Genomic DNA, 13,718 nt, shown 5'->3' with positions numbered 1-13,718 from the left:
TACCTTAACTACATAGTAAAGCGGGTGACCCTAGCACGTCATTAGCACTAATGAAGTGCTAATGAGAGGAGAAATAGAATGCGAGGTTACTCTTGCGTCGACGGTTCTTTTTGTGATTTTGCTGCAGTACCGCTTACGGTTGCTGTAACGGTTTGGCAAAAAGCAATAAATCCATCGGCGGTATTTTTTGCCCACACCATGCGAACGTTGCTAGGTAGGGCCTTCACCACTTCACGAATTTCCTCAAGAGTAACTTCTTCATTCTGCAACGCTTTATTTAAAGACTCTTCAAGGGACATGCCTTTTTCACAACAAGCCATAATAATGGTTGAAAAGTTGCGCATAAGCGGGTGCAGTGCGTTGTATTGAGTTTGGTCGATAAGGCGGCTTTTATAGGCACTTTCAATACGTGCAGTAAGATTTTTTTCCAACGCATCTGTAACAAGAACGAGATTGCGATAAGCATACGTAACCTTATTGCTGGTCTGTTTGTTTGAGTGGCGCAACAGCGCCAGTTCTTTCTGTAAGTTCTGCGCTCGCAGCACAAAGTAAATTAAAAACAGGATAAGTAATCCAATAACACCAAATGCAACGATCATGTTTATTGTGCCTTTTGTTCTTCTATAAACGTGTTGATGTTTTGCTCCAAGATAAACAGTGGAACTGAGCCATTTTCTAACACGGCACGGTGGAATTTGCGCACGTCAAAACGCTCTCCTAGCGCTTTTTCTGCTTTCTTGCGAAGGCCTTTAATTTTGATTTCTCCAATCTTGTAAGACAAGGCTTGCGCAGGCCAAGAGATATAACGATCTATTTCAGTATTAACGTTGTGTTCTGAAAGCGCGGTGTTTTCCATCATATAATCAACCGCTTGTTGACGGCTCCAGCCCATGGTGTGCATACCGGTATCAACAACCAAACGACACGCACGCCACATTTCGTAGCTTAAGCGACCGAAGTTGTCGTACGGCGTTTCATAAATACCTGCTTCAATACCTAAAAACTCTGAGTACAAACCCCAGCCTTCACCAAACGCCGAAATATAGGTGTTACGACGCACCATAGGTAAGTCTTCAAGCTCTGCTGCCAACGATATTTGAAGGTGGTGGCCAGGTACTGCTTCGTGCAAGGTCAGAGCAGGTAATGCATACAAAGGGCGCTTATCAAGGGCATACGTGTTTACCCAGTAATATCCTGGCTGGTCATCTCGACTAGGGTGGATGTAACGGCCTGTTGTATATTTGGGCGCGATAGCGTCTGGCACAGGCGCTACGCCGTAGGGCGTTCTTGGCAGATACTCAAAGAGCGAAGGAAGCTTTGCGTCCATTTTCTTTGCAATAAACGACGCTTCTTTTAGTAAATCTTCAGCGCTGGTGGCATAGAATTGCGGGTCTTCGCGTAAAAACGCAATGAAGTCGTTAATGTCGCCATCAAAAGCAAGTTCATCCACAATTTGCTGCATTTGCGCGCGAATGCGTTTTACTTCAGACAAACCTAACTCATGGATTTCCTGAGGGGTCATATCCGTAGTGGTGTAATGCTTGGCTCTATTGGCGTAATACGCCACGCCGTCTGGCCAGTTGTTTGCGGCAATATCTTCACGGGCATTGGGAATGTATTCATCTACCATGAAGTCATAGAACATTTGATACGCAGGCAATACGCTGCTGTTTATGGCAGCCTTGCCTTGCTCCGTTAGCGCTGATTTTTGCTCGGCAGTAAAGTACTCTGGAAAACGGGTAAATGGAGAATAAAAACCACTGTCCGCTGCATTTTCAACAATATAAGACGCAACTGAGTCTTCAAACCCTTTAAGCACGACTTTAGGCTGCGTGTAGCCCTCTTTTAACGCCTGCTTCATGTAAGTAATTTGTTGGTCAAAATAAGGCTTAAGCGCGTTTAAGCGACTAATGTAAGCTTGATAGTCTTCTACGCGCTTAAACGTTGATAAATTGGGAAGCGAGGCCATGGCACTATGAAAGCCATATTCTGAATTGATGGGCACTAAGTGCGAGCGATACGTATATTCATCCACATAATTGGCTAAACGGTATTGCTGCATTAGCAAAGCAATATAAGCGTCGGTAGAGATATTGTCTTTTTTGTACCGATTCAAGGCTTTTTGAAACGTACGCCATTGTTCATTTTGTGCTTTAAGTGCTTCGGGCGAAATATCGGGTAGCACATGAGCGAGGGAAGTATCGCCTTGGCGAGACGCTAAAAGCGGGGAGACTGAAAGCTCATACTGCCAAATGTCATCAAGTAGTTGGTACAAGCTTTCATCGTTAAGGTTCTTTGCAGATGAACTAACACTGCAAATAAATAGTAATGCTGCTAATAGATAGCGATACATAAGGGTCTCCGGTAACCTTCACCGGTTTAACTCCGGCGGTTACTCTTTCGTTGGTGTATATATTGGGCTAGGGAAAGCAGTTACTTTATCAGATTTATTTTCTAATTGAGTAATTTTGGCTGTTCCTTTTTTATTTACGGCGTCAATGCGCAAAACGTTGTGCATAGGAACATAAGTTTTTGTTACTTCAGAAAATTCAGCTTTTAATCTTTCATGGCTAGGGTCTACAACAACGCTCGTGTGTGTATCCCACACAAAGTTGCCTATCTCGATAAAGCCAAACAAAGTGCCTTGCATAAGGGTTTTTACATATAGCTCATAGCGTTCACCATTACTGATAAATTGAACGCGGTAAAGAATATCGTCTTTCGACATAGGTGCTGCTCTTCACTAAAAAATAAATCCTTCCGGAATCTGATCCGGCGTTTGGCTAACAATTTTACCTTGCTCCTAAAATGCGAGCAACGGTAGGAAACACATGGTAAACGTGAGCAGTTTAATGGTATTCCCCCTATTAACTGCGTTACCATGACGCACACTTAGTTATACGGTGAAATTACAATGATAAAAAAACTACTAATAGGTAGTGCAATGACAGCAATGACCTTTGCTGCCACTGCGCATAACCACGCATCGACAGACAATGCTTTTAACCCTGATACACAGCGAATTAAATCACATCTGTTTTTCTTAGCAGATGATTTACTCGAAGGTCGTGATACTGGCTCTCGCGGTCATGAAATTGCAGCGCTTTATATTGCTACTGAATTTGGCAAATATGGTTTGAAGCCAGCAGGTACAGATGGCTATATACAAAATGTCTCGTTTCGTAAAGCAAACTTAGTACAAGAGTCGCCACAGTTTTCTTTTACGCACAATGGTGAAACCGTCGAGTTTGACTATCCGAAAGAGTATTTAGCTAGCCCGAGCTTGCTAAGCACTGAGGCTAATGTAAAAGGCGAAATGGTATTTGTCGGCTACGGTATCGTGGCTGACGAGCTATCCCACAACGATTACAAAGATCTCGATGTAGAAGGTAAAATAGTTGTTGCTCTTGCGGGCAAGCCAAGTGACTTCCCTTCAGAAGAAGGCGCTCACTTTGCATCTGGCTATCAAAAGCAAAAGTATGCCGTAGACAATGGTGCTATTGGCATGATCACTATCACTACGCCTAAAAATGAAAAAGTACGCCCTTATCAAAGTCGTTTAAACTATATTCATACGCCGCGTATGGCTTGGTTAGACGACAAAGGTCAACCGGCTAACCGCTTTTCTCAGCTTAAAGGCGGCGCTTATATGAGTGAAGGTGCTGCGCGTAAGTTATTTGAAGGCGCAGAAAAAAGCCTTGATGATGTTTATGCAGTTCTTGAAGCAGATAAAGTACCACAAGGTTTTGCGCTAAATGGTGTGGTAGATATCAGTAAAAAAAGTGTTCACGACACCATTACAAGCCCTAATGTTGTAGGAATATTAGAAGGTTCAGACCCTGAGCTTAAAAACGAATACGTGGTTTTCTCTGCTCACTCTGATCACATTGGTTTTGCCAAAACAGTGAAGAAAGACAACATTAACAATGGTGCCATGGACAATGCGTCGGGCACGTCAGTAATGTTAGAAGCTGCACGCCTGTTTAGCGAAATGAAAGAAAAGCCAAAGCGCTCAATTCTGTTCGTGTCGGTAACCGGTGAAGAGAAAGGCCTGTTAGGTGCAGACTATTTCGCTCGTAACCCAACCGTACCTGTTACATCAATGGTGGCGAACGTAAACCTAGATATGCCAATCCTGACCTACGAGTTTGCTGACGTTATAGCCTTTGGCGCAAACCACAGTGATTTGCAAGAATCAGTGGAAAAAGCGGCTGCTAATGCCGATATCGAGTTAAGCCCAGATCCATGGCCAGAACAGGCGCTTTTCACTCGCTCAGACCACTATGCGTTTGTAAAACAAGGTGTACCTTCAGTATTTATGGTACCGGGTCTTAAATCTAAAGATCCTAACGTAGATGGCAGCAAGGTATTTGGCCAGTTCTTATCTACGCACTATCACAAGCCGAGCGATGATATTAACCAGCCATTTAACTGGAATGCAGCAGAGACGTTCACCAAAGTTAACGCGCAAATTGGTTGGACGTTAGCAAATCAAGAAGATAAGCCTAAGTGGAATGATGGCGACTTCTTCGGTAATACGTTTAGTAAGTAAACTACTGTGACTGAGCTAGCAGATAACTGCTAGCTCATAACGCTGTTATAGCTTTCTTTTAAGGACGGTAGAGCTTACGTTGGGTGTATAGTCGAAATAAACCATATCACAGGTTACGCTAGGGTATTTTCCCTTCCAATCTGAACCCACTGAAATGGCGTCAATGTTATATTCATCAACCACCCTTTGTTTATTTTTATCTACCTGAGGGATGACCTCATCCACATATCGGTTTGATTCGAGGATGGAAATTCGTTCTTCAAACGGGATAAGCGGTGGTCGTCCTTTAGACTTCTCGATAAGCTCGTCGGTAGAGACACCTACAATTAAATAATCACAAAGCGCTTTTGTCTTCTTCAGTATATTTAGGTGCCCTTGGTGAAAAATGTCAAAGCAGCCTGATGTATACATTCTTTGATATTTTTTACCCGTTTCGGATGCGTTTGTAGAGGAAAGCAAGGCAAAGTCAGCGCGTAACGTTGCTCTCAATTCAGCAAAATAATCGTCATCCAATTCAAGCTTTTCGCTTAAGACTGGCGGTTTTGGCCAGTGTTTGTCTTCAAATGACTTTTCGCAAAAAACTACTGGATGTTCGTAACGAGGAATAACGTGAAAATGAACAGCCGGATCGACCATCATTAACATTAAATAGTTTATTTTGCAGAAGTTGAAACGCTTTTTTAGCACCTTCTCTATATCTGCAATAACTATCTTTTGTTCTTGAGCTGCGCTTTTTGAAATATCAGAATAGTTAAAGACATCTTCTTTACAAATAAGAACTAATGAGCCAAGAGTGACCTGTCCAGGTCTGAGTAAAACATGCCAATAGTCGTATGTTTTAAGAAGATTATCGGGATAACCGAATTTAGATAGGGTAGTGTTAAGCATAAATTTTATTTTATAAATGATATTGTTACACACTGTAATACAAATTAAGTATTACGCCCAGTCGCTTATTTCTTTTTGATACTTACAATAAATAATAATACGAAAATTTATGAAAATAGCTTTTGACACCGTTAATGTATATTACTTACCTCAATTTATTCCTATATGTGAAGAACTTGCTAAACGCGGTCATAAAGTTCAACTCGTTTGCTATAGCAATAAAAACAACGTTCAGAAATTCGAACAAGTTTTATTATCGCTAGGCTATGAGTTTTGCTGGGTAGATGACGATAAAGCAGCCAGAGACTTTTATTTGAAAGAGTCTCCTGACTGGATTTTCTTTGGCAATGGCTTTCCTTACTTAGATGATATTCACAAAGTCAGTAAAACCGCACAACTTGGCCATGGTATAGGCCCTAAGCCAAGCTACTATCACAAATCAGCTACGCCTATGACCGTGCGGTTTATTGAAGGTAAGGCACGTTTGGCTAAAATCAGGGAGCTTTATCCGAACGACGAATTTGTTCAAGTTGGTTTTTCTAAACTTGACCCTTTATTCAACAATACAGAATCAGGCTTAAGATATGCTGAATTAGGTTTAGATGAGAATAAGCCTACGCTGTTATTTGCGCCCACCTTTAACCCTAGTTCACTTGAGTGTTTTCCTGATGACTGGCCGAGCCACTTTTCTGATTTCAACATTCTTATTAAGCCGCATACTTTTACTTACTCCCGTGAAGCTTACAAAAATCAGCGGAAAAAACTGAAAAAGTGGGAAGGGTTTACCAATACCTATGTAGCAACTGAAACAGATATATCCTTACTTCCTTTCATGAAAGAAGCGGATATTTTGGTCAGTGAAGCATCGAGTACGCTCTTTGAATTTGTCGCATTATCTAAACCCGTGATCGTATGTAATTTCTTTAAGTTGAAGTGGTCATATCGGGGTATTTTCAAATACCGCTTTAAGAAGCGCTTTGGTAAAGATAACGTGATTTATCAAAATATCGGGCTTCACATAAACAGTTATAAAGAACTACGAGGCGCGATAGAAAAGCAATTAGGAAATAGAGATTTATATAAAGGAGAGCGAGAGGCGTATACGGAAGATCACGTAGGCCCTACTGATGGTAAAAGCTCGCTACGCATAGTTGACTATATTGAGAAAAACTAACTGCTAGTGTGAACGTGTCGAAATGAACCAGAATAAAGCATCAGTAATATGCAACAAAACAAAAACTGATGCTTAGTTCAAACCTACCGCCTTACACAAACATTTGTTTAAACGCGGCCCATTGTTCATTGAATTGCTCAGTGGGTTTGCGAGTAAAGCCGCTGCGAATAAAGCCGTTAATACGTCCGTCGGTATAACAAATCATCATATTGGCGATAATCGCTTCATCGGCAGAAAGGGTTTTTCCTTCGCGCAGCTTGCGTTCTCTTAGTACTTGCTTAAGCTGTGTTTCTAAACGCTCAAAAAGCTTGGCGATACGCGCCCGCAATCGGTCTTGCTCACCCATTAACGCGTCGCCGTTTAAAATACGGGTAATGCCAGGGTTTTTCTCGGCGAAGCCTAAAATAAGGTGAAGAATAAGCTGACAGCGCGTTAGCGAGTCTTTTTCTTCGTTCACAATTTTATTGATACGCGTAAATAGCGTTTCTTCAATAAATTCGATAAGCCCTTCAAACATTCGCGCTTTACTGGGAAAATGACGATACAGTGCTGCTTCAGACACGCCGACTTTTTCCGCTAACTTAGCAGTAGTGATACGTTGACCTGGGCTGGTTTCTAACATTCCAGCAAGTGCTTGCAGAATTTGGGCTCTGCGATTTGTTTTTTTGACAGCAGGCATGACGAAAGTGGTTCCTCCGCTACCGAGTTATAACAACCCGGGCTCCATGTTAAGTTGGCTTACGCCAAAGCGTTTATATTTATCGTTTTTATTATCGACACTTAAAAAGTATCTGTTAGTTTTAATTGTTGAAAGCGAAACGTTCTGCAATGAGCGCTAGCAGCTGCTCGGCTAACGCATTTTTGCTGGTGGCAGGCAATCTTTTATCGCCCTCTTGCCATATTACATGCAGCGCGTTTTTATCGCTATTAAACCCCAGACCTTCCGCTGTTATATCATTTGCAGCAATCATATCTAGCTTCTTTTTAGCAAGCTTGCCACGGGCATAATCTTCAACATTTTGGCTTTCAGCTGCAAAACCTACACAAAATGGGCGGTCTTGTCTGTTAGATACAGTTGCTAGAATATCAGGGTTTTTAACAAAAGTAAGTGTTAACTCATCGCCTGTTTTCTTTATTTTATTGTCCGCCACTGAGCATGCCCTATAGTCGGCAACCGCTGCGGTACTGATAAAAATATCTGTAGAAGGTACAAGTTTTTCACAAGCGTTAAGCATTTCATCTGCGGTGGTAACATCAATACGGTTACAAAGGGCAGGCGTAGAAAGCGTTACAGGCCCAGCAACTAGTGTTACGTTCGCGCCCGCTTCAGCCGCAGCTTGCGCAATGGCAAACCCCATCTTTCCAGAACTGTGATTAGAGATATAGCGTACCGGGTCTAACGGCTCCCTAGTTGGTCCTGCGGTAATCGTAATGTGTTTTCCCGCTAAATTTTTTAACGCTAATGCCAACTCAGAAGATTTATCTTCATTTTCATTTAATACATTGGCTATATCTACAGGTTCAACCATACGGCCCGAGCCAACATCACCACAAGCTTGCTCACCACTTGCTGGGCCAATAAAGGTAACACCGTCTGCTTTAAGTGTAGCAATATTGCGCTGTGTCGCCGACGCTTTCCACATTTGCTGGTTCATTGCTGGGGCAACAAAAAGCGTAGCGGTCGTGGCCAAGTAAAGCGTGGTTAGTAAATCGTCTGCCATGCCGTGGGCAAGTTTAGCGATAGTGTTTGCTGTGGCTGGCGCGATAAGTAGGATGTCGGCCCATTTTGCTAATTCGATATGTCCCATCGCAGCTTCAGCCGCAGGGTCTAAAAGATGCTGATGCACAGCATTTCCCGACACAGCTTGTAGCGATAAAGTGCTCACAAACTCTGCGGCAGAGTCGGTGACAACAACACGTACGTTTGCACCTAATGCGGTGAGCTTGCGCACTAAATCTGGAGCTTTATATGCGGCAATACCACCGGTCACGCCCAACAAAATGTTTTTATTAGCAATAGACATAAAAGAATACGAAATCTAAATATTAATATTAGCCTACCATGGTGACAAAAAATCGGATAGCTGAACAAAAGTCGATCTTGGCGTTTAGATACTGTTTGTATTTTATCTGCTCAACGTCAAAAGAAGAAACCCGCCTTTTATACAGTCGTTAATCTCTTTCAATTCATCTATAACCACTGTTTTATTGAGTTAACGGACCAAGTACATGTCGATAAAAGTATGGCCGATAAGTGAAAGGCCAAGAGAAAAGCTACTACAGCACGGCGCAGAGAGCTTAAGTGATGCTGAGTTGCTCGCGGTGTTGCTGGGCAAGGGGGTCAAAGGAAAGAGCGCCTTATCTGTAGCGCATGAATTGTTAAACGAACTCGGATGTTTGCGAGGAGTGGTAACCGCAACGAAAGAAAGCTATGCAAAAGTGTCAGGTATTGGGCCGTGTAAGTATGCCCAGTTCCAAGCAGGGTTTGAAATTTTTAAGCGCAATTTAGAAATAAAACTTAAACGCCAAGATGTGTTTAATAACGTAGACGACACCAAGCGTTACTTGCAGGCCAAATTAAGAGACTGCGAAAGGGAAAAATTTGCGCTTTTGATGTTAGATAGCCAACATCAACTTATCGCTTTTCGTACCATGTTTAACGGAACGATCAATAGCGCTGCAGTGTATCCGAGAGAATTGATCAAGCAGGTTATGATCGACAACGCAGCGGCGATCATTTTGGTCCATAATCACCCTTCAGGCGTAGCAGAACCTAGTCATGCAGACATTCGGCTAACAGCCGAGATCAAAAATGCCATGGCATCGATCGACGTGCCTGTGCTTGATCATTTTGTGGTTGGAGATAAAGAAACCATTTCATTTGCGCAGCGTGGCTTGCTAACATAAGATTTCTAAGTCATTTGTCGATTATAATCTAGTCAAATGGTTGAAAATGATTTAGCATAGGACTTAGTGGGTAATTTTATTAAAGGACTGTTATGAAGAAGTCAATTATTGCATTGTTTGCAGCTGCTACTATGGTAGCTGGTGTTAACGCACAAGATAACGAAGGTGGAACTTCAGGTATTGGTGGCGTAAGTGGTGGCATGATCGCTACTGGTGTTGTTGCTGCTGGTATCATTGCTGGTGTTGCAAACAACAACTCTGCAGATGCGCCAGGAAATGGTGGTACTACTCCAGGTCAACCTACTTGTGAAGGCGACGACCAAATCGTAGACGACGTATGTGTTGGTACAACTAACACTGTTACTGTAACTACTTCTGGTACAAGCACTGTAACTAAAACAATTACTGTGCCTGTTACATTTACTTACGCGCCGACCGTACAGTAAATTTAAGAGTATTCGAAAAAGCCGCTTCTTTTAGCGGCTTTTTTTATTTTTACAGCAAAACTTTCTCATTCTTAGTGTTTGTCGGCGTACTTTAATGAAACTATATATTCTATCGGCCCTTATCGGCTTTTTTTGCCTTTCTCTTTCGGGTTGTTCTACAACCACACTCGCTTATTACAATACGCTTAAACTTGCTTTAAAAGACCGCACAGTAACTTACACCGTTGAAGAAATTGCAGCGAGTAAGGCGGATATTATGCAAATTAAAGCGGGGGAACGAGACACAGCCTCTCTTGCATTAGCTTATATTGACGGTGATAAGTATAAATGGGTCTCGGGTGATAGAGTCATCTTCACCATGCACCACGGCATAATTGTAAAAACTGAAGGTTTAGATAACGACCTCTTTTATACAGGTAATTTGCAACATAATCCGTTAGCCACCAACGATGTTTTGCCTTTTAGCTGGAAGCGTAAAGTGGATATCGACGCAATTGGCTATGGTGTTCCGGTGGACTCTTCATGGCGAATTGTGGGAGAGGAAACTCGCGAATATCTAGGCTTTTCTGTGCCTCTTATTAAAGTCGTAGAAACCGTAGACTTTTCAGAATATACCCCCTTTATAGACGTGGGACTGTCGTGGGAAAATACCTATTTCCTACATAAACACACGAAAGAGCTTATGGCCACGAAGCAACAGTTCAGCCCTGAAGGTGACGTATACGACATGGTTTATCTAAGCCGTGTAGTACGTGAGATGAACAAACAAGGAGTAACGCAATAATGAAGTTTATTTCTACGCTTTTTATTGCCTTAGGTCTTATTACATCTACTAGTTTGTATGCCAATGACGGCCTTGTAAGCGTGATGGTGAACAAGCAAACTTATCAGTTCGACCGACCAATCAGGTTATCAAGTGTGTTGTCTATAGTGGCTGATAATGGCGATTGGTATTGGCCTACAGCTTCTGCATTTGATTTAACCAATCCAACAGCTGAAAGAGAAAAAGAAATAGCGCTGTCGCAAATAAGAGAACTGCTGGCTAGCTTTGATAAAGACTCAGACACTCACAAAGCGCTACAGAATTTGTTTGAACAAGTGTCATCATGGACAGTGTCAACGCGCATTAATATGCCTATCTCTTACAACCGAGCTAGGTTGTTCTTCGAAGACAACCCTATGTTCCAGCCGGGTAAGTATTGGATCCGTTTGAATGGGCGCCCTAACGTAGTGCATTTCTCGGGTGCGGTAATAAAGCCAGGCGCTTATCAACACCAAAGCGATACCTCAATATACACGGCGGCTCATACGGTCAAAAAGGCAGTAGACGCTGACAGAAGCGTTGTTTACGTTATTGACCCAATGGGTAATATAGAAGAGAAGGGTATTGCTTACTGGAATTTAGATTTTGCTCAGCTTATGCCGGGTAGCCAGGTTTACGTGCCTATTTCTTCAGAGCTTTTCAGCAATAAACTTAAGCAATTAAATGAGCGGGTTGCCGCGTTAGCTGTACATAGGGTTTTACCTCAATGAGTGCGCCATTATTATCTAAGAAAAAAGTATTTAAGAAAAAGATATCTAAGAAAAAAACACTCGCGTTGGTAATTGGCAGCGCATTATCATCTACCACGCTAGCCGATACCCAACTGCGCGTTACGCCTTCGCAGATGGTGCAAGGTGGTAATGGCCTAATCCAAACACCAACCGCGCGTATGCGAGACGAAGGCGGAATGGCCATCAACTATACCGATAACGGTGAATACCGCTTCTGGTCAGTTAATATCCAGCTTTATGATTGGATGGAAGCGACGGCTCGCTATACCGACGTACGTACCCGTTTATATAGCCAAGTTGAATCATTCAGTGGCGACCAAACCTTAAAAGATAAGGGCCTAGACGTTAAGTTCAGGTTATGGAAAGAAAGTTATTACCTACCAGATATTAGCGTTGGTTTTAGAGACTTCGGTGGCACTGGCTTTTTTGAAAGCGAATACGTAAACGCCAGTAAATCGGTGGGCCCATTTGATTTCCATTTAGGCTTAGGCTGGGGATATTTAGGAACAGCTGACAATATCACTAACCCATTTTGTGAGGTTCGAGACAGCTTTTGTGAACGTCCTGGCGGGTTCTCAGGCCGAGGTGGTAAGGTAGATTACGACCAATTTTTCAAAGGCACCACAGCCTTCTTTGGTGGCGTAGAGTATCAAACACCTTGGGAGCCGTTAACGCTAAAGCTAGAGTTTGAAGGAAACGATTACTCACGTGACAGAGCAGGCCAGTTAGAGCAAGATTCTCGCTGGAATGTGGGCGCGGTATATCGCTACAAAGACTTTGATTTCTCGTTAAACTACCAACGTGGAAATACCATTGGTTTTGGTGTGACATATCGCTTCAACATGAACACAGCATCACAGATCAAATTTGACGATGCGCCGCGAAACTTATTGGGAAGAAATGCACCGTCCAATGTTAAAGATGTGAATAAATCGCGTCTTTATAATGACCTTTATAATTCAGGCGGTTTTGTTTTGTCCGATGCTGAAATTAAAGAAGATAGCGCTACTTTCTATGGAACGCAGGTTAAGTATCGCGATCAAGATGAAGCTATCGAGCGCGTGGGACGCGTAGCGGCTCTGAACTTCCTGATAGTGTTAAAACTTATCATATGGTAGATAATCGTGGCGGCATTCCTATGGTCGATACACAAATAGATGCTGAAGCCTTTATCTCTGCCGCCCGCTACGAGTCAGTGGACGCTGAAATAACTGAGACTTACATAAGAACGTCACCTTCTGAAGAAGTGATGGACGCTTACGACCCTGCAAATACGTCAGGCTTTTTCTATAGCACCGACTTCTTTTTCACTCAATCGTTTGGTAACCCAGAGGACTTCTACCTTTATCAAACTGGGCTATTACTCAACGGTGGCTATGCGTTCAATGAAAATTTCTCGGTGGTGAGTAGTGCACGAGTGACGCTTCTTGATAACTTTGACAAGTTTAACTACCTAGTGGATGGTGAAGAAGTATCGTTACCTCGTGTTCGCACACGGGTTCGTGAGTATGTGTCTGAAAACGACGTATGGTTAGATACCGCGTTTTTACATTACAAAGACAGTATTGCCGAGGACCTTTATGCTCAAGCATATGCTGGTTATTTGGAGACCATGTTTGCCGGTGTGGGCGGTGAAATTCTTTATCGTCCTGTAGACAGTAATGTCGCCTACGGCATCGATATTAACTATGTTAAGCAGCGAGATCCTTACAGCCAAACAGGCTTAGAGGATTACGACGCAATAACCGGTCATGCAAGTGTCTATTGGCAGCCTGAATTCCTAGACGATACGCAAATTACGGTTAGTGCAGGTCAATTCTTGGCGAAAGATAAAGGCGTCAACATTGATTATGCTAAACGCTTTGACAGCGGCATTATAGTAGGTGCTTATGCTGCCTTCACTGATGTTTCGTCTGAAGAATATGGAGAGGGGAGTTTTACCAAAGGTTTCTATATTTCCATTCCTACTGACTTGTTCTTGCTAGAACCGTCGAAAGGTCGTGGATTGTTCCCTTGGGTACCCATCTCTCGTGATGGTGGTCAGCTGTTACGCCGACCTTCAAGGTTGATAGACTTAACCGAAGTTAGGTCTCCTTTTTATGATTAAGTAGAAAAACGCCACGTGAATGTGGCGTTTTTTTTGCCCCTAGATATTCCAATTCAGCTATAAAATTAAAATATACATTGGGTATTTATT

At 42.6% G+C, this 13,718-nt stretch carries 12 protein-coding genes and 1 pseudogene; 7 read left to right on the top strand and 6 right to left on the bottom strand.

The genetic code is table 11. The features are described from left to right. Positions 1-86 precede the first annotated feature (86 nt). Genes ACYX4M_RS06900 through ACYX4M_RS06890 form a run of 3 tightly spaced genes read right to left on the bottom strand, consistent with a single transcriptional unit; the run spans position 87 to position 2,728 of the window. The gene (locus ACYX4M_RS06900; RefSeq protein ID WP_476082416.1) at positions 87-599 is read right to left on the bottom strand and encodes a hypothetical protein; all 513 of its coding nucleotides are present in this window, start codon (positions 597-599) and stop codon (positions 87-89) included. Between the two features lie 2 nt (positions 600-601). Continuing rightward, entirely contained in the window at positions 602-2,353 is a 1,752-nt protein-coding gene (locus ACYX4M_RS06895) for a DUF885 domain-containing protein (protein ID WP_476082415.1), read from the bottom strand. 39 nt (positions 2,354-2,392) lie between these two features. Further along, positions 2,393-2,728, bottom strand: a complete 336-nt coding sequence (locus ACYX4M_RS06890) for a DUF1820 family protein (RefSeq protein ID WP_476082414.1) — start codon at positions 2,726-2,728, stop codon at positions 2,393-2,395. A gap of 186 nt (positions 2,729-2,914) precedes the next feature. Between ACYX4M_RS06890 and ACYX4M_RS06885 the strand changes: the two genes are divergently transcribed. Next, complete coding sequence (locus tag ACYX4M_RS06885; RefSeq protein WP_476082413.1) at positions 2,915-4,552, top strand: M28 family metallopeptidase; 1,638 nt, start codon at positions 2,915-2,917, stop codon at positions 4,550-4,552. Positions 4,553-4,597: 45 nt separating this feature from the next. On the opposite strand, the gene ACYX4M_RS06880 is transcribed toward ACYX4M_RS06885, so the two are convergent. Beyond that, positions 4,598-5,440 carry an adenylyltransferase/cytidyltransferase family protein gene (locus ACYX4M_RS06880; RefSeq protein ID WP_476082412.1) on the bottom strand — a complete coding sequence of 281 codons (843 nt, stop codon included), beginning with the start codon at positions 5,438-5,440 and terminating at the stop codon, positions 4,598-4,600. 109 nt (positions 5,441-5,549) lie between these two features. Between ACYX4M_RS06880 and ACYX4M_RS06875 the strand changes: the two genes are divergently transcribed. Further along, positions 5,550-6,614, top strand: a complete 1,065-nt coding sequence (locus ACYX4M_RS06875) for a CDP-glycerol glycerophosphotransferase family protein (protein WP_476082411.1) — start codon at positions 5,550-5,552, stop codon at positions 6,612-6,614. A gap of 91 nt (positions 6,615-6,705) precedes the next feature. Here ACYX4M_RS06875 and slmA read toward each other — a convergent pair whose 3' ends face one another. After that, the gene (gene slmA, locus ACYX4M_RS06870) at positions 6,706-7,293 is read right to left on the bottom strand and encodes a nucleoid occlusion factor SlmA (protein WP_012516568.1); all 588 of its coding nucleotides are present in this window, start codon (positions 7,291-7,293) and stop codon (positions 6,706-6,708) included. A 121-nt stretch (positions 7,294-7,414) separates the two neighbouring features. Then, positions 7,415-8,638 carry a bifunctional phosphopantothenoylcysteine decarboxylase/phosphopantothenate--cysteine ligase CoaBC gene (gene coaBC / locus ACYX4M_RS06865; protein ID WP_476082410.1) on the bottom strand — a complete coding sequence of 408 codons (1,224 nt, stop codon included), beginning with the start codon at positions 8,636-8,638 and terminating at the stop codon, positions 7,415-7,417. A gap of 205 nt (positions 8,639-8,843) precedes the next feature. On the opposite strand from coaBC, the gene radC reads away from it, so the two are divergent. From radC to ACYX4M_RS06840, 5 genes and pseudogenes are all read left to right on the top strand, one after another. Next, a complete protein-coding gene (radC, locus tag ACYX4M_RS06860; RefSeq protein ID WP_476082409.1) occupies positions 8,844-9,521 on the top strand; it encodes a RadC family protein in 678 nt (225 codons plus the stop codon). Positions 9,522-9,613: 92 nt separating this feature from the next. Continuing rightward, positions 9,614-9,967, top strand: coding sequence for a hypothetical protein (locus ACYX4M_RS06855; RefSeq protein WP_476082408.1), 354 nt, complete (start codon positions 9,614-9,616; stop codon positions 9,965-9,967). Positions 9,968-10,061: 94 nt separating this feature from the next. Next, the gene (locus tag ACYX4M_RS06850; protein ID WP_476082407.1) at positions 10,062-10,751 is read left to right on the top strand and encodes a YjbF family lipoprotein; all 690 of its coding nucleotides are present in this window, start codon (positions 10,062-10,064) and stop codon (positions 10,749-10,751) included. Next, a complete protein-coding gene (locus ACYX4M_RS06845; RefSeq protein ID WP_476082406.1) occupies positions 10,751-11,500 on the top strand; it encodes a capsule biosynthesis GfcC family protein in 750 nt (249 codons plus the stop codon). The genes ACYX4M_RS06850 and ACYX4M_RS06845 overlap by 1 nt, the downstream gene beginning before the upstream one ends. Next, positions 11,497-13,628: pseudogene (locus ACYX4M_RS06840) on the top strand (YjbH domain-containing protein). The gene ACYX4M_RS06845 and the pseudogene ACYX4M_RS06840 overlap by 4 nt, the downstream one beginning before the upstream one ends. The last annotated feature ends 90 nt before the right edge of the window (positions 13,629-13,718 follow it).

The sequence above is a fragment of the Alteromonas sp. ABV4_150 genome (genome assembly GCF_056311745.1).
The sequence above is the reverse complement of the archived record's forward strand: the minus strand, read 5'-3'. Positions and strand labels throughout refer to the sequence as shown.